Here is a 16804-nt window from a genome sequence, read left to right as displayed (position 1 = left end):
GGGTCATCGGGGGGCGCTATAGCCTAGCGGGGGGCGTGGGGGAAGTAATCAAAGATAAGAGCTGTGAGAATCGTAGAACGTGGCCGACCAGGAAACATCGGCACGTATAGGCTGCGCTTTCAGGTAAAGCGGGGGTTGTGTTTGCGCGCCCACGCTCGCAACCTAAGCAGCATGGCAAACCTAGCAATTTTGATCGGAAATAGCAGCTACAAGCATCAAGCTCCGCTGCCTTGCTGTGAAAGCGACGTTGAAGCAATTCGCGAGCTGCTGAGTGCAACTGGGCGATATGATGTAATAAAGACGCTTCTCAACATCTCATCAGATATTCTCAAGGATGAGATACGCGACATTGTCGATAAAAACACGCCTTCAGGCGATATATTTTTGTTTTTTAGCGGCCATGGCCACCAACATGAATCAGAATTCTATTATTGCGCGACCAATTTTGACTCAAAAAGACCGAACGAAACCGGATTATCAAACTCTGACTTACACGATCTATTGCGCCCGGCATCGCCTAATCTATTAGTTAAGGTTATTGATGCCTGTCATTCTGGAACATTACTTATAAAGAGAGATCATGCGCTTCCATCAATCGATAAGTCGGCGTTTCAAAACGTAATTCAAATTTCATCCTGCCTGGATAACCAAGTATCTCTTACTGGCGACCCGCTTAGCGAGTTTACAAAAAATTTCTGCAAGGCAGCTATAAGAAAACAAGACGGTCAAATATTCTATACGGATTTGATAGCGGCACTTCGAGACGCCTATATCGAGAATGACAATCAAACACCGCACTTCGTTTCGCAAAGCGCTGGCCGAGAGTTATTTGCCGAAGATGCGCGGAAATTGGATTCCTTCAGAGGCTCTTTCCCAAGCAAATGGGCAGGTGAGAACGAAGAGGACGAGATCGAGCACGTTGAAGAAACACTTCCCACCAACGAAGCAGCTCCATCACTGCTTGAAGCGCTGCAAGCTGTCGAGAAGAAGCTCGCTGCGCCAGGAGATATGGAAAGCCTCACAGGGAAACTATTCGACGATATAAAATCCCGATTTGAACAAGGCGAGTTTTCTTCCCTGTTCGATATTGAAACAATTGAGCACTCCGGCTTTGAGGAGCCCACCACCCGGTGGCTTTATAATTCGCTCAATGCACAAGGAAGATCGCCCCGACGATTTCGTTACCGCCGATATAGTTCGAAGCAAGAAAAAGCGAAAACCTTGGGATATGGGATATTCTGCCCTATCTGCATTTTATAGTGATGACGATTTTGATGAGACATGGACCCTTCGCCTTAACTGCAAGCTATCTCGAGCACAACTCAAAATAAGCTTTCTGCCAAAATTTAAAGCACTTCAAAAACTGACACTTGTGGTCACTTGCGCACCGAGCCTTGAGAGGTGCTATGTGTTTGAAATTCTCACAAGTCACAAAAGAACGGACTTTGATAGTTTCGAAGAATATGGATCAGAACTAGTTAGAAGATGGTACAAGCAAGATTGGAAACACGACATTTCTTGGCTTGTTGACGGAATCTTCGAACGATTTGAGGAAGCTTTAAATACTCACGTTAGCCGCACAGCTGGAAAGTTGTAGCTTTTCTTACATCTCACGGCGAGACGATCGCTGGTCTGGGCAGGTCACTCCGCCGACACGACGCGCACGCGTCGCCGCGCCGCGGCGGCCCGGAGGGCCGTCCTTGACTGACCTGACCAGACCAGCACGCTGCAGCCTCCAAGAGATGTAAGGATCGCGCCGACCTGGGGCGGTCGGGCTAAAATCTACAGATAGCCACAGCATCTCGTGGTACATTTTGTACCCATGTCTCGCTCGAACACGCCCAAAACCTCGACCACGTCCGTTCAGCGCGTTCATGTCGCGCCCGCTCGGGGCGGCTGGCAGGTCAAGCGCGACGGATCCAGCCGCGCAACCACTGTCCACGAAAGCCAGAACGAGGCTCTGGAAGCCGCCCAATCCACGCTGCGGAAAGCCGGCGGTGAGCTGAAAGTGCACGGCCGTGACGGCCGCATCCACGAAACCCTGACGCTCGGGCGCGACGCCATGGCCCGCATCGCCGCCGTCGAAGGCATCAGCCTGTCGAGCGATCTCGAGCGCCTGCTGGGCGATCTCGACCGCGCGGGTGCGTCCAGCGAGGATCGCCGCCGCGCGGTCGCGCTGCAGTTCGGCAAGAAACGCTGAGCCTCGACTTCTACGACGCGGAGGCCGACCGGTACTGTTACGCCGGCACGACGGTGTTGAAGAACCGGCTGGCCTTACGCCAGCAGGACGACCTGAGCGCCTTTGAGGCTGTCAGCGTGGCGCTGCGGGCCGAAGAGCCGTTGCCCGCTGGGCGCTTCTCACCCGCACACTATCGCGCGATCCACCGGCATCTGTTTCAGGACGTCTATCCGTGGGCAGGGCGCTATCGCACGGTGCGGATGGCCAAGGATCGCAGCCCGTTCTGCTATCCAGAATACATCGCGCCCGAGATGGACACGCTGTTCGCCAGGCTGAGCGCGGCCGATGTGCTGCAGGGCTTGGACGCCGCCGCCTTCGCCGAACAGGCGGCGGGGTTTCTAACGTCTCTGAACGCGATCCATCCGTTCCGGGAAGGCAATGGCCGGACCCAGCTGACCTTCATGACGCTGCTGGCGGCGAGGGCGGACCACCCCCTCGATCTGGCGCGGCTGGAGCCCGAGGGCTTTCTGCAAGCGATGATCGCCGGCTTCTTCGGCGATGAGGCGCCGTTGCGGGCTCATATTCACGATCTCGTTCTGCCGTAGCCGGCCCCTATCCCCGCCCTCGCACGAGCATAACCCCACCCCGACCTCAACAAATTCAACGCCCTGGCGCCCGCACGCACCGTCACGCTTCCAAACTTGTCCAACCCCTCCGAAACCGCCCGCATACTCTTCCTCGCCCCACCACCGGGGAGGACGTCCAGCTGGCGATCCGACGGGTGGCGGGGGCGGTCGAGCGGGTAGCGCCCGTCGGCCGTCGTGGCAGGGCCCGGCGGGGTCTGGCGGAGCCGAACGGCTCCAGGCCAGGCCCGGACCGCCGGGAACTCCCCTCGGCGACGCCCGGACGACGCGCGCCAGGCGCGGGCTGAAATCGCCCGCGCGGTCCGGATCGGGGGTCGCCTCCCGCTCCGCCCGCCGGAGGCCTCTTTCGGGAGCGGGTTAAGACCCCGCGCCCCGAGGGCTTTCGTCCACCGGCCGCGCGGAGCGCCCGTACGTGTCGAAACGGTACTCCCTACCCACAGATCCGGGCGCGCCCGGACGCTCCGCCGCCTCCCCAAGTTTCCGGGGCCAGCCTCGCCGGCGCTTCGCCGGCGGACGGCGCCGGCCCGCGCCCGTCACCCCGCCTTCCCGTCCCTCGATCCGGAGATCCGTCATGAGCAAGTTCAGACCGCCGCAACCGCCGCCGCCTCCCCCGCCGTCCGCCCCGCGCCCCAGCCCCCTGCACAAGAGCCTCGACGAGCTGTCCGACGCCGCTGACCTGGAAGCCTTCAGCCGCGCGGCCGGCGGCGAGATGCTGCGGCGCGCCAAGTACCAGGTGCTGCTGGGCATTCTGGCGGTGATCGACAGCCTGGAGGCCGTGCCCGACGACGACTGGCGCGCCAAGCTGGCCCTGTTCAGCGACTAGACCCAAGCGGCGGCCTCGGCGCGAAGATCTCGCGAGATCTCGCGCCGATGCTTCCTGTGTTTCCCGCGCCGGAAACCTAAGTACAAACACGATAGACAGCGCTATCCTGTGTAAATGTTCAGGCCCGCCGGGTTTCCAGGTGCGTGCGACAAACATGAACGCCCTGTAATGATGACTTGAACTTAATCTACCTTTCCCCCTTGTAACTTGAGATGAACGCCCCGGGTGGCCACAGCTCTCCTCACTGAGGGGAACATTGATGACCAAGACCATTCTTCTGGCCACGGCCGCCACCTTTCTCATCTCCGGCGCCGCCTTGGCCGCCGAGGCCCAGCAGGCGCCGCCCGGGTCGGTGACCGCCGAGGCCGCCCAGACCGGGGTGCTGGTCTTCAATCCCGACTTCTTCGCCGCCCAGCGGCCCAACACCGCCCTGGACATGGTCAACCGCGTGCCGGGCTTCTCGGTCAATGACGGCTCGGGCGCGCGAGGCTTCGAGGGCGCGGTCGGCAACATCCTGATCAACGGCAATCGCCCGGCCTCCAAGAACGACACGGGCAGCAACGTGCTGTCGCGCACCCCGGCCGGCGAGGTGGCCCGCATCGAGCTGATCCGCGGCGGCGCGGCCGGCATCGACATGCAGGGCTATTCGGTGATCGTGAACGTGATCCTGAAGACCACCAGCAGCCGCCAGTCGATCGCGACCTGGAACGCGATGTTCTTCGACGGCGGCCACGACATCTATGGCGGCTCCTACCAGTTCACGGCCCGCGAGGGCGACCACAGCTGGGGCGTGACCCTGTCGGACGGCATGGGCTCCAGCGACTCCAACGGCGAGGGCCGCACGGTCCGCCGCGACGGCGCCGGCAATGTGCTGCGCGACGAGGCCTTCACCAATGACGGCTGGGGCGGCAGCAACAGCATCCGCGGCAACTACACCGGCCCCGTGCTGGGCGGGAAGATCGAGGCCACGGCGCGCTATGGCGTCAGCGACTGGCAGGACTGGCAGCAGAACCAGTCGCCGGTGGCCCTGCGCCGCAGCGCCTATGCCGAGGACGAGACATTCGGCGAACTGGGCCTGACCTACACCCGCCCCCTGGCGCCCCAGTGGACGCTGGAAACCCGGGCGATGCACGAGTTCAACAGCTTCGACAACGTCTCCACCGGCAACGAGACCCTGAGCGGCGCGGTCAAGCCCGAGCAGCGGTTCACCGCGAAGGGCGACTCGTCGGAATCGATCTTCCGCGCCCTGGTCCGCAACGAGCGCTCCAAGGCCCTGACCCTCGAGGCCGGCGGCGAGGTGGCCTACAACATGCTGGACGTGAAGCAGGCCTACAGCGTCGGCGGAACGGCCGTGCCCCTGCCGTCGGCCTCGGTGAAGGTGGAGGAGACCCGGGGCGAGGCCTTCGCCAAGGCCACCTGGCGCGTCGACCCCAAGCTGACCCTGGAGGGCGGCCTGCGGCTGGAGACCTCGACGATCAAGCAGTCGGGCGACGCCGACAACGAAAAGAGCTTCTTCTTCGCCAAGCCGCGCTTCCTGGCCACCTGGACGCCGATGGCCAACAACCAGCTGCGCTTCCGCTTCGAGCGCGAGCTGGGCCAGCTGGACTTCGGCGACTTCGCCGCCTCGTCGGACCTCGACGACAGCAATGTCTATGGCGGCAATGTCGATCTGGAGCCCGAACAGCGCTGGATCTCGGAACTGACCTATGAGCGCCGGTTCTGGGGCGAGGGCATCGTCTCGATCGGCTATCGCCACGACAAGATCGTCGACGCCATCGACCGCCTGCCCCTGCCCGGCGGCCTGTCGGCGACGGGCAATATCGGCAATGGCACGCTGGACCGGCTCTCGGTCAACATCGTGGTGCCGCTGGACAAGGCCCACATCCCGGGCGGCCGCTTCACCTTCAAGAACGACTGGAACGAGACCAGCGTCACCGATCCGACGACGGGCAAGAAGCGTCCGATCTCGGGCGTGCGGGCCAGCCAGGCCAATGTCGGCTTCCAGCAGGACCTGACCCGCTACAAGCTGCAGTGGGGGATCAACTGGCTGCCGCGTCTGGGCCAGCCCACCTATGATCCGGACCAGACCAACATCTGGCGCGGCACGGGCTATTACGAGAGCTTCGTCGAGTACAAGCCCACCCCGACCCTGGCGATCCGCGCCCAGCTGAACATCTGGGACGACTTCACCATCCGCCGCACGGTCTATGCCGACCGCACGACTCGCGCCGTGGCCTTCGTCGAAGACCGCGCCATCGACCCGCGGACGTTCGTCTCGCTGCGCGTGCGGCGGACGTTCTAGGGACTTGAAACGACGTGCGTCCTTCGAGGCTCGCCATAGGCTCGCACCTCAGGATGAGGACATCAGTACGAAGTTCCTCATCCTGAGGCGCCCGCGCAAGCGGGCCTCGAAGGACGCACCGAGCTTAAGGTGAGCGCTACTTCTTCAACCGCTCGACCAGCGCCGTGGTCGACGGATCGTGGCTGCCCGCCGCGCCGCTTTCCAGCTCCGGCAGGATGCGGCCGGCCATCACCTTGCCCAGTTCCACGCCCCACTGGTCGAAGCTGTTGATCCCCCAGATCACGCCCTCGACGAAGGTCTTGTGCTCATAGAGGGCGATCAGGGCGCCGAAGGTCTGGGGCGTCAGGCGCTCCAGCAGCAGCAGGGTCGAGGGGCGGTTGCCGGCGAAGGTGCGTTGCGGGGCCAGGGTGGCGATCTCGGCCTCGGACACGCCCTTGGCGGTCAGCTCGGCGACGACGTCCGCCGTCGTGCGCCCCACCATGAACGCTTCGGCCTGGGCCAGCAGGTTGGACAGCAGCTTCTCGTGCATGCCGGCCGGACCCTCGTCGGATTGGGCGAGACCGATCAGCTCCATGGGCGTGATGTCCGTGCCCTGGTGCATGCACTGGAAATAGGCGTGCTGGACGTTGGTGCCCTCGTCGCCGAACACGACGGTGGCGGTGCCGCGCCGGGCCGGTTGGCCGTCGGGGCCGACCGACTTGCCGTTGCTCTCCATCTCCAACTGCTGGAGGAACGAGGCCAGGCGGCGCAGGCGGTGCGAGTACGGGACCACCGAGCGGGCCCGGCGGTCCAGGCCGTTGCGGTTGAAGATTTGGGCCAGGGCCACCAGCACCGGGGCGTTCTTTTCCAGCGGCGCGCTGGCGAAGTGGGCGTCCATGGCCGCGCCGCCGTCCAGGAAGCCCTGGAAGGCGTCCCAGCCGGCCGCGACAGCCACCGACAGGCTGACCGACGACCACAGCGAATAGCGGCCGCCTACCCAGTCCCAGAAGCCGAACACCCGCTCGTCCGCGACGCCGAAGGCGGCGGTCTTGTCCAGCGCCGTGGAGATGGCGGCCAGGTGCTGGCCCACGCCCGCCTCGCCGACCGCCTCGACCAGCCAGGCCCGCGCCGCGCCGGCGTTGGTCATGGTCTCCTGGGTGGTGAAGGTCTTGGAGACCACCATCACCAGGGTTTCCTCGGGATCCATGTCGGCCGTGGTCAGGGCGAACTCCGCGCCGTCGACATTGGCCACGAAGCGCAGGTCGATCTGCGGCTTGATCGGGCGCAGGGCGTCCCACAGCAGGCGTGGCCCAAGGTCGCTGCCGCCGATGCCGATGTGCAGGATCGACTTGAACGGCTTGCCGGTGGCGCCCTTGATTTCGCCGGACCGCACGGCCTCGGCGAAGGCCTTCATCCGCACGCGGACCGCCTCGACCTCGGCCATGACGGGAACCCCGCCGGCCTTGATGTCGGCGCCGGCCGGAGCGCGCAGTGCCGTGTGCAGCACCGCGCGGCCTTCGGAGGAATTGATCGCCTCGCCGCCCAGCATCCGGGCCCGCGCGCCCTCGACGTCGGCCGCATGGGCGAGATCGAGGGCGGCTTCCAGACCGGCCTCGTCCCAGGCCTGCTTGGACAGATCCAGGTGCAGGCCGGCGACATCCAAGGTGAGCACTTCGAGCCGTCCAGGCTCGCTGTCGAAGAACTCGACGATGCGCTTGTCACCGGCGGCCTTGGCGGCGTCTTCCAGGCGGGTCCAGGCGGCGTCGAGATCGGCCATGCGGGCGGTCCTTGATTTTGAACGTGGTAAATCGGCGTTTACCGAAGCGGGCTTATCAAACGGTTGTCGCCGCGTCATGGCGGACCAATCACGTTTTTTGCGCGAGCCCCCGTATGTCCTGCGATGCCGTCGCTTTTTCCGCCATGCTGTGGTTCGCCTCGGCCAGCCCCGCCTCGATGCCGACCACCGTCCCGGCCGTCAGCGCCCCGGCCTCGGTGGCCGCCGAGCCGCTGTTCGCCGACATCGTCCGCCGCGCCGGCGGGCTGAAGCTGCAGGTCGAGACCTATCGCAAGTCGCTGGGCGCCGACCCTGCCGCCCCGGCTGTCGCCCTGAAGGGCTTCGATGCGTTCAGCGGCAGGATCGGCGAGCTGTCGGCCCTCGACATGAAGGGCCACATCACCCTGAAGGAGCGCGGCGCGGTCGACGACCTCAAGTGCATCCTGCGCGGCATCAGCCAGGACCTGCCCGAGAAGCTCTCGGCCATGAGCGCGGCCAAGACCGTCAAGGACCAGGACCTGGCCCTGCGCGACATGGTCTATCTGCTCAACGACAACGTTGAGGTCATCACCGCCCCACCCCAGCCGGCGGCTTAGGGCGCCCAATCACTGTCATCCCGGCCAAGTGCGAAGCACGCCGAGCCGGGACCGCCACAAGCTCCGAGCCTACCGCGGTCCCGGGTCTTCGCTGCGCTACGCCCGGGATGACAGCCTTTTACGCGTCCTTGTACTTCACCGCGCAGCCGTACGGCTGGCTGTACGCGACAGCCACCTTGCGCCCCGCCTTCACGTCGGCCAGCGCGGCGGCGACCAGGTTCCTGGCGGTCTTGAGGTCCTCGACCTTGGCGCTGGGCGTGTCGTCGATGGCGCCCTCGTAGACCACGGCCCCGCCCTTATCGATGACGAACATGTGCGGCGTGGTCTTGGCCTTGTAGGCCGTGGCGATGACCCCGTCGGAGTCGAGCAGCAAGGTCGTCGGCTTGGCGCCCTTGGCCGCCATCCAGCTCTTGGCCGTCGCGCCGTCGGGGAAGTAGCCCTGCTTGCCAGGCGCCGACGAGGCGATCGACAGCCAGACCACGCCGTCGGCCGTGGCGGCCTGCTGCAGGCCCTGCATGTTCCCCGAATAGTGCTTCTTCACATAGGGGCAGCCCTCGTTGACCCATTCGAGGACGACGGTCCGGCCGCGAAATTCGGACAGCGACCGGATCTTGCCGTCCACGTCCTTGGCCGTGAAGGCCGGGGCCGGGGCGGCGAGGACCAGGCTTGGCGCGGCGACCGCGATCAGCGGCAGGCCGACGGTGACGAGACGACGTGTGACGTTGGACATGGCGAGCTCCAGATGGACAGAGTTCCCCCTCGCCCCGCCAGCCTCTCACATCCTGGCGTTACGCGAAACCGGTCAGGACGCCGCCTTCTCGATCGCCTCGACCACCATACCCTCGGTCAGCAGCTGGGGCAGGATGACCGGCGCGCCGCCCTTGGCCGGATAGACCAGATAGAGCGGCACCCCGGCGCGGCCGTGCTCGGCCAGGGCGGCGGCGATCGTGGCGTCGCGGTTGGTCCAGTCGGCGCGCAGCAGCACGGCGTTCTTGTCCTTGAACACCTTGGTCACCCCCGCGCCGGACATGGCGACCTTCTCGTTGACCTGGCAGGTCACGCACCAGGCGGCGGTGAAGTCGACCAGCACCGGGCGGCCCTCGGCCTGCAGGGCGGCGACCTTTTCCGGCGACCAGGGCTCGGAGGCCAGGCCCTCGCCCGCCGGGGCCGCGACCGCGTCGGCGGAGGCGGTCGTCGCCGGCGGCGCGGCCTTGGCCGTCAGGGCGACCAGGGCGATCGCGCCGGCCAGGGCCAGCAGGGCGACGATCAGGCTGACGGCGTTGGGCTTGCCCTTCGAGCGCAGCTGCTGGGCATGACCCCACAGCCAGCCGGCGAAGGCGACCAGCACCGCCGCGCCCAGCAACTGGCCCAAACCGATCGAGCCGGCCTGCTGGCTGAACACCCAGACCAGCCAGGCGGCGGCGGCGTACATCGGGAAGGCCAGGCCCTTCTTCAGGGTGTCCATCCAGGCGCCGGGGCGCGGCAGGCGGCGCAGCAGGGCCGGAGCGAAGGCCAGCAGCACGAACGGCGCGGCGAAACCCAGGGCCAGGGCCAGGAACACGGCCAGCGAGATCAGCGGCGGTTGGGTCAGGGCGAAGCCGAGGGCACCGGCCATGAACGGCGCGGTGCAGGGGGCGGCCACCACCACGGCCAGGGCTCCGGTGAAGAAGGCGCCGGTCACGCCGCCGCGCGCCGAGACGCTGGAGCCAACGCCTTGCACCGAGGTCCCGAACTCAAAGACGCCCGACATGTTCAGCGCCACCAGCAGCATGACCAGGGCCAGGGAGCCGACCACGACGGGCGACTGCAGCTGGAAGCCCCAGCCCACGGCCGCGCCGCCGGCCCGCACCGCGATCAGAAGCCCGGCCAGCGCCAGGAAGGTGGCGACGACGCCGACTAGGAAGGCCAGGCCCTGCAGGCGGGTCTTGCCCGGATCGTGGGCGTGGCCGGCCAGGCTGGCGGCCTTCATCGACAGCACCGGGAAGACGCACGGCATCAGGTTGAGGATCAGACCGCCCAGGACGGCGAAGACCAGGGCGGCCAGCAGGCTGGTCCCGCCCGCCGGAGCCGCGCCAGTCTTGGCCGAGGCCGGCGGCGCGCCGAGGCCCGAAGCGCCGGCCGGGGCCTCGCCCGCCGTGGCGGTGACCTCGAACGACCCGCTCTTCAGCGCCAGCACGCCCGACAGCTCGGTCGGGGCCGTGCCCGAGACGAAGTCGTAGCCGGGCTTCAGGCCCAGGGTCAGGCCCTCGGGGCCGCGCTCGATCGTCTGGTCGGCGGCGTGCTCGATGACCTTGCCGGAATAGGGATAGAAATAGGCGTCGGCCATGTCGGCGCCCTTCAGCGGGCCGCCGGTGACGGCCAGCTTCAGCACCCCGCCGTCCAGCTTGAAGACAGCCTTCAGGCCGGCGGGCTTGGGCGCCTTGGCCAGGGTTTCGGCGACCGCCTTGCCCCACTTGGCGTCCGGCGACGGCGTTCCGGCGACGATCGGCAGGTCCAGGGTGACCACGGCGTCTTCCGGAACGCAGATCTGCTCGCAGACCAGGAAGGCGGCGGCGGCCTTCAGGGTGACGGTCGAGCCCGGCTTGGCGTCGGCCGGCACGCTGATCGGCACGGGCAGCAGGACCTCGCCGGTATAGGCATAGTCGAGCAGCGGCCCGACCCGGCTCTTCTCGGGCGTCGGCCAGACGATGTCGCCGGCGGTCCATCCCGCAGGCAGGGTCCAGACGATCTTGGTGGAGTCGCCCGCGTCGCCCGGATTGCGCCAATAGGTGTGCCAGCCCGGCTGGATCTTCTGGCGCAGGGCGACATAGATCGTCGATCCCGGCACGGCGGCGGCGTCCTGGGCGACCAGCTCGGCCTGCAGATGTCCGGTGTCGACCGGCGCGGCGGTCGCCTGGCCCGCAAGCAGGCCGGCCAGGAGCACGCCCTGAAGGGCCGCGAGGAGTTTCCGGATCAACATGCGGCACTGCTTCCGTGCAAAGACTTGACCGCACACATGGCCCGCCCGCGCGCTCTCGACAATGGCCAACCGACCGGTGACAGTCCAAAGCGATTCACAGGAAGACCGCCCATGCCCGCCGCCTTCGACGATATCGAGATTGGTCAGGTCGTTTCGCTGGGCACGCGCGCCGTCGACGGCAAGGCGCTGGAGGCCTTCACCACCGCCTTCACGCCGGGCTGGCCGGCCGAGAACGGCGCGCCGGACGCCATGGTGTTCTCGATCTGGGCGCGGCTGGACAGCGAGTCCAGCGCCGCCTGGCCGCAGACCAAGCGCCTGGGTGTCGACGCGCTGCGCTGGATGCGCAACCCGCCGGTGGGCGAGCTGCTACGCGGCCGCATGACGGTGATGGGCAAGGACCCGGTCGGCGAAGGCAAGGGCATCGTCATCGCCCAGCACGACCTGCTCGACGAGGCCGGCCGCCTGGTCTTCTCCTGCCTGACCCGCAGCATCTTCGCGCGGTAGGGCCAAGGCCAAAGAAAAAGGCGGCGGAGCCGAAGCCCCGCCGCCCTTGAATTCCGACTTTCCGAGGAAAGCCTAGATCGCGACGCCCGAGGTCGCGGCCTGGCGAACCATGGCCACGGCGATCAGCTTGTCCCAACCGACCAGCGACACCAGGTGCGCATAGATCTGGGCCAGGGCGCCGTTGGTCTGCAGCTCGCGCAGCTTCTCGATCGGCAGGGCGTTCAGCTTTTCTTCCGACACGCCGTAGTATTCGGCGACCGTCTGGGGCTGGCCGGGTTGGCCGTTCTCGTCGGTCGGGGTGAAGACGGCGGTCTTCAGTTCGAACAGGTCGTTGTCCTTCAGCAGCTGCACGAACGAGTCGGTGCGGCGGCGTTCGGCTTCGAAGTCGTCGCAGAACTTGATGCAGTTCTGGGTGTATTCGGTCGGCTCGCCCTTTTCGTCGAACAGGGCGGTCTGGCCGCTTTCCGACAGCAGGGCCGAGCCCTTGTCGATGCAGACGATCAGACGGTCTTGCGTCTCGTCATTGGCCAGCACGAACGGATAGCGGCGGATATAGGCGGGGATATAGACGCCCGGCTCGATCGAACCGTCGGCGTTGACGAACAGGTTCTCGCCGTTGTTCAGACCCATGACGGCCAGCGGCACGCGGTCCTCGCCGGCGAAGATCACCGGGAACGACAGGGCGGCCGGGGCGAACTCGGTCACGGTCAGCGGCACGGCGCTGCCCTTGGCGGCGAAGCTGTAGGGCTTGTCGTTGTGCACGAGGGCGAGCTTGGCGTGCTGCTCGCGGTTCAGCGGCTCGGGCGAGATGTAGAAGAGAACGTTGCCGGTGATGCCGCCGGCGGACTGGGTCGATTCCATTGATAGCTCTACAAAAAGCTGAAAGGGCGGACCGCGCGAGACGCCCCGCCGGCCGTTAAAGGCTTGGCGCTTCTAGCCGATCCAGAACATCGCGGCAATCGACCCGTCTCCCCTGGGGTTAACGGGTCCGCCCTTTCCACTCACAAGCGAACGGTGATCAACGATCAGAAGCGATAGGCCACGCCCGCGCGGATCGAACGGCCCGGAGACGGGGCCACGTCCTTGAGGAACGAGACGTGTTCGCGGATCTCCTCGTTGGTCAGGTTGCGCCCGTCGACGAAGACGCGCAGGGCCGGATTGGCGAACGGCTTGACCGTGACCATGGCGTCCACCGAGGTGTAGCCGTCGGTCGAGGTCTCGAACTCGGCCACGCGGCTCTGGTCGCCCACGCGGCGGACTTCCAGATGGGCCTCGGCGCGCGGGGCGGTCCAGATCACCCGGCCGGTCAGCGACCACGGCGGGATGCGGGCCGGCACGCCCAGGTCGGTCTCGCCGCGCACCCAGTCATAGACGCCTTCCAGCTTCAGCGAATGGCCCACGGCGCGCCAGGCGGTGTAGCTGGTCTCCAGCTCCGCGCCGTGGAAGTCGGCGCCGGTCTGGAAGTACTGGAAGACCGGCAGGTTGTCTTCCTGGGCGCCCGTCGGAGCCTCCTCGATGAAGCCGTCATAGTGCGCGGCCCACAGGTGCCCCTCGACCCGTAGGTCGTCGCTGGTCCAGCGGCCGGTGGCCTCCAGCGAGGTGACCTTCTCGGACTTGAGACTGGCGTCGCCGACCTCGTAGCCGCCGGTGCCCGGGTGCGGACCGTCGGCGAACAGCTCGAACTCGGTCGGGGCCCGGCCGTTGCGCGACAGGGTCAGGGCGTAGAACTGGTGCTCGGCCGGCTTGATGAACAGGCCCAGCGAGGCCGAGACGTTGGTGAAGTCGCGCTTGGCCACGGCGGTGTCCAGCGTGCGGCGGTCCAGGCGCAGGCCGGCGTCCAGGCCCCAGCTGTCCTTGTCCAGGCGCTGCAGGGCGAAGACGCCCAGTTCCTTGACGGTGGTCGAGGGCACGAAGGCCTCGTCGCCGATGGCCTGGAAGTCGCGCTTCAGGGCCTGGAAGCCGATCGCCCCCTGCCAGCCGTCACGCTCCTTCTGCACCAGCTCCAGCCGGCCCTCGGTGCCGTCCGACAGGAAGCGGGTGCCGACCTCGCCGGTGTCGACCGAAACCTCGGCGTGCTCGTACTTGGCGTGACCGACGGACAGGCGGACCTTCTCGAACGGACCGGCGTCGATCTCCTGCTCGCCGCGCAGGTCGTAGCGGGTCTGCTGCAGGTGGATCGAGACCGGGCCTTCGGCGTCCGGATCGACCGGGGCCAGGATCTGCTCGTACGGCACGCCATAGGTGGTGTCGGTGCGCTTGACCGACACGCCGAAGAAGCCGGTGTCATGGACGTAGGAGACGCCCGCCCCGTAGGCGTCCATCTCGACATCGGTGTTCTTGACGGTCTTGTCCGGGTCGATGGTCAGGCCGTCGCGATTGGCCAGGCGGCTGGAGACCGCCGGGGTCGGGATCTTGTAGTCGTCGCTCTGGCGATGGGCGCCGTCGAAGGCGAAGACCAGCGGACCGGCGTTCAGCTTGACCGCACCGCTGATGGCGCGGCCGTCGTCGACCGACGAGGCCGAGGCGGCCACCCGGCCTTCGACGCCGTTGTCGGCGCGGGCCGAGGGCACGCGGTCGTCGATCATGTTGACCACGCCGCCGATGCCCGAGCCGCCATAGGCCAGGGTGGACGGCCCGCGCAGCACCTCGATGCGCGAGGACTCGCCGGGATCCGACGCCACCGCGTGGTCGGGCGACAGGGCGCTGGCGTCCACCTGACCGACGCCGTTCTGCAGCACCATCACCCGGGGGCCCGACAGGCCGCGGATCACCGGCCGCGAGGCGCCGGGGCCGTAGAAGGTGGAGCGCAGGCCCGGCAGGCCGTTCAGGGCGTCGCCCAGGCCGACGGCAGGGGCCACGTCCAGCTGGTCGCGGGTCAGGACGTTGACGCTGCTGGTGATGGTGTCCAGCGACACCGCATAGGGCGCGGCCGTGACGACGACGCGGGAGACCTCGGCGTCATCGCTCGAAGCGGCGGAGGCCGGGGCGGTGACGGCGTGATCGGCGGCGGCGGTTTCGGCCTGGGCCGACAGGGCGGCGCCGAGCGCCAGCAGGCTCACGGCGGAGAAGATAACGCGACGCGACATGGGAAAATCCTGAACCTTGGCCGGGGGAGCGGCCTGGAGCGCAACTGTTATGAAATAACATATCGAGTCGTCAACACGCTTCTCGCTTGACGCGCCGGGTCGCTATCGTTCTGTGGGCGATTGATCGAATGGAGTGCATCCATGCCACGCGCCCTGCTCCCCGCCCTGGCTGTCGCCGGCGTTTTCATCACCGGATGCTCGGCGCTGGAGCCCGTGCGGGACGTGTTCTCAAAGCCCGCCGCCCCGCAGATGGCGGCCGGGACCTCCAGCTGGACCAAGCCGCCGGCTGGCTATCTGGGCGCGGACGCAGGTCTCGACGGCGCCCTGGTGGTCGGCCCGCCGCCCACCCCGGACTCGCCGCGCGGCAAGGCCGACCGGGCGCGGTTCAACGAGACGCGCAAGCTGGTCAACACGCCCGCCTGGACGCAGGCCATCGCCGACGCCGACCTCACGGGGCGCGAGGGTTTCAAGAGCTTCTCCTGCGCCGCCGGTGTGACCATCGGGCCCGAGGCGACCCCGACCCTGGCGCGGATGCTGCTGCGGATGACCAGTGACGCCAGCACGATCTATCAGCCCGCGAAGGCCGCCTATCAACGCGCCCGGCCGCCGGTGGGCAACAAGAAGCCGATCTGCGTGCCGCGCGAGGCCTGGATCGACACCGACGGCTCCTATCCGTCGGGCCACGGCATGATCGGCTGGTCGTGGGCGCTGGTGATCTCGGAGGTCGCGCCCCAGCAGACCAGCAAGATCCTGGCGCGCGGCCGGGCGTTCGGCGACAGCCGCATCGTCTGCGGCGTCCACTTCCAGAGCGACATCGAGGCCGGCCGCTATCTGGGCTCGGCCATGGTCTCGCGCCTGCACAACGACGCGGCGTTCCAGGCGGACCTGGCCACGGCCAAGGCCGAGGTGGCGGCGTCACGGGCGACGGGCGCGCCGGCGGGGTGTGGCGGCTGACTCGCCCCCTCCTGACCGCTTCGCGGTCGTCCTCCCCCATAGGGGGAAGATAAAGGTCGGCGCGACTCATCTTCCCCCTATGGGGGAGGAGGATGCGCAGCATCCGGAGGGGGCGAGCGCCCGCCTTAAGCCGGCCGCCCGCTCGCCAGCGCCCCGTACAGCTCCGGCCGGCGATCGCGGAAGAAGCCCCAGGCCGCGCGGTGGGTCTGCAGGAAGTCCAGGTCGAAGGTCGAGGCCACCAGGCCCTCGTCGTCGCGGCCCAGTTCGCTGACCAGGTCGCCGCGATGGTCGGCGATGAAGGACGAGCCGTAGAACCGCTGGCCGCCGTTGGGATAGCCTTCCCACGGCTCGAAGCCGATGCGGTTGGCGCCCACGACGGGGATCACGTTGCTGACGGCGTGGCCCTGCATGGCCCGCCGCCACGGCAGAGCCGTGTCGAGGCTGGCGTCATGCGGCTCGCTGCCGATGGCGGTGGGATAGAACAGGGCCTCGGCGCCCATCAGGGCCATGGCGCGGGCGGCCTCGGGGTACCACTGGTCCCAGCAGATGCCGACGCCCAGGCGGCCGAAACGGGTGTCCCAGACCTTGAAGCCCGTGTCGCCGGGCCGGAAATAGTACTTCTCCATGTAGCCTGGGCCGTCGGGGATGTGGCTCTTGCGATAGAGGCCCAGCAACGAGCCGTCGGCGTCGGCCATCACCAGACTGTTGAAATAGTGCGGGCCTTCCTTCTCGAAGATCGAGATCGGGATCACCACGCCCAGCTCGCCGGCCAGGGGCGCGATGGCCTTGACCACCGGATGTTCGCGCCACGGATGGGCCTCGGCGAACCAGCGCTCTTCCTGCGCCACGCAGAAATACGGCCCCTGGAACAGCTCGGACGGCAGGATCACCTGCGCGCCGCCGGCGGCGGCCTCGCGGATGAAGCCTTCGGTCTTCTTGATGTTGGCCTGCAGATCCATGCCGTACGAGGTCTGGATCGCGGCGACGCTGAGCGTGCGGGCCAT

Annotated in this window: 14 protein-coding genes; 8 read left to right on the top strand and 6 right to left on the bottom strand. The window is 66.9% G+C overall.

Going from position 1 to position 16804, the window contains the following annotated elements; genetic code table 11:
* The first annotated feature begins 141 nt into the window (after nucleotides 1–141).
* The 5 genes from AC1RUS_RS19360 (at nucleotide 142) to AC1RUS_RS19340 (ending at nucleotide 5948) form a co-directional block, all read left to right on the top strand.
* Nucleotides 142–1260 (top strand): caspase family protein, encoded by a 1119-nt coding sequence (locus AC1RUS_RS19360; RefSeq protein WP_492918215.1) that lies wholly within the window; start codon nucleotides 142–144, stop codon nucleotides 1258–1260.
* Between the two features lie 562 nt (nucleotides 1261–1822).
* Complete coding sequence (locus tag AC1RUS_RS19355; protein WP_492918214.1) at nucleotides 1823–2200, top strand: DUF2188 domain-containing protein; 378 nt, start codon at nucleotides 1823–1825, stop codon at nucleotides 2198–2200.
* Nucleotides 2201–2256: 56 nt separating this feature from the next.
* Nucleotides 2257–2784, top strand: coding sequence for a Fic/DOC family protein (locus AC1RUS_RS19350; protein WP_492918213.1), 528 nt, complete (start codon nucleotides 2257–2259; stop codon nucleotides 2782–2784).
* Nucleotides 2785–3394: 610 nt separating this feature from the next.
* Nucleotides 3395–3646 carry a hypothetical protein gene (locus AC1RUS_RS19345; RefSeq protein WP_492918212.1) on the top strand — a complete coding sequence of 84 codons (252 nt, stop codon included), beginning with the start codon at nucleotides 3395–3397 and terminating at the stop codon, nucleotides 3644–3646.
* A gap of 259 nt (nucleotides 3647–3905) precedes the next feature.
* Entirely contained in the window at nucleotides 3906–5948 is a 2043-nt protein-coding gene (locus AC1RUS_RS19340) for a TonB-dependent receptor plug domain-containing protein (RefSeq protein ID WP_492918211.1), read from the top strand.
* A 136-nt stretch (nucleotides 5949–6084) separates the two neighbouring features.
* Here AC1RUS_RS19340 and pgi read toward each other — a convergent pair whose 3' ends face one another.
* A complete protein-coding gene (gene pgi, locus AC1RUS_RS19335; protein ID WP_492918210.1) occupies nucleotides 6085–7704 on the bottom strand; it encodes a glucose-6-phosphate isomerase in 1620 nt (539 codons plus the stop codon).
* 113 nt (nucleotides 7705–7817) lie between these two features.
* Here pgi and AC1RUS_RS19330 point away from each other — a divergent pair, with 113 nt between their 5' ends.
* On the top strand, nucleotides 7818–8297 hold the full coding sequence (locus AC1RUS_RS19330; RefSeq protein WP_492918209.1) for a hypothetical protein: 480 nt from the start codon (nucleotides 7818–7820) through the stop codon (nucleotides 8295–8297).
* Nucleotides 8298–8415: 118 nt separating this feature from the next.
* Here AC1RUS_RS19330 and AC1RUS_RS19325 read toward each other — a convergent pair whose 3' ends face one another.
* Both AC1RUS_RS19325 and AC1RUS_RS19320 read right to left on the bottom strand, forming a co-directional pair.
* Nucleotides 8416–9027: a redoxin domain-containing protein gene (locus AC1RUS_RS19325; RefSeq protein ID WP_492918208.1), complete on the bottom strand. Its 612-nt coding sequence runs from the start codon at nucleotides 9025–9027 to the stop codon at nucleotides 8416–8418.
* Between the two features lie 72 nt (nucleotides 9028–9099).
* Nucleotides 9100–11256 carry a protein-disulfide reductase DsbD family protein gene (locus tag AC1RUS_RS19320; RefSeq protein ID WP_492918207.1) on the bottom strand — a complete coding sequence of 719 codons (2157 nt, stop codon included), beginning with the start codon at nucleotides 11254–11256 and terminating at the stop codon, nucleotides 9100–9102.
* Nucleotides 11257–11367: 111 nt separating this feature from the next.
* On the opposite strand from AC1RUS_RS19320, the gene AC1RUS_RS19315 reads away from it, so the two are divergent.
* On the top strand, nucleotides 11368–11760 hold the full coding sequence (locus tag AC1RUS_RS19315; protein ID WP_492918206.1) for an acyl dehydratase: 393 nt from the start codon (nucleotides 11368–11370) through the stop codon (nucleotides 11758–11760).
* Nucleotides 11761–11832: 72 nt separating this feature from the next.
* On the opposite strand, the gene AC1RUS_RS19310 is transcribed toward AC1RUS_RS19315, so the two are convergent.
* Together AC1RUS_RS19310 and AC1RUS_RS19305 are read right to left on the bottom strand one after the other, a co-directional pair.
* Nucleotides 11833–12621, bottom strand: coding sequence for a SapC family protein (locus AC1RUS_RS19310; protein ID WP_492918205.1), 789 nt, complete (start codon nucleotides 12619–12621; stop codon nucleotides 11833–11835).
* Nucleotides 12622–12785: 164 nt separating this feature from the next.
* Nucleotides 12786–14846, bottom strand: coding sequence for a TonB-dependent receptor (locus AC1RUS_RS19305; RefSeq protein WP_492918204.1), 2061 nt, complete (start codon nucleotides 14844–14846; stop codon nucleotides 12786–12788).
* A gap of 141 nt (nucleotides 14847–14987) precedes the next feature.
* On the opposite strand from AC1RUS_RS19305, the gene AC1RUS_RS19300 reads away from it, so the two are divergent.
* Nucleotides 14988–15800 (top strand): acid phosphatase, encoded by an 813-nt coding sequence (locus tag AC1RUS_RS19300; protein WP_492918203.1) that lies wholly within the window; start codon nucleotides 14988–14990, stop codon nucleotides 15798–15800.
* 125 nt (nucleotides 15801–15925) lie between these two features.
* Here the strand turns inward: AC1RUS_RS19300 and aguB are convergent, their stop codons facing one another.
* Nucleotides 15926–16804, bottom strand: a complete 879-nt coding sequence (gene aguB / locus AC1RUS_RS19295; RefSeq protein ID WP_492918202.1) for an N-carbamoylputrescine amidase — start codon at nucleotides 16802–16804, stop codon at nucleotides 15926–15928.

This window comes from Caulobacter sp. GW821-FHT10F06 (assembly GCF_058809215.1).
The sequence above is the reverse complement of the archived record's forward strand: the minus strand, read 5'-3'. Positions and strand labels throughout refer to the sequence as shown.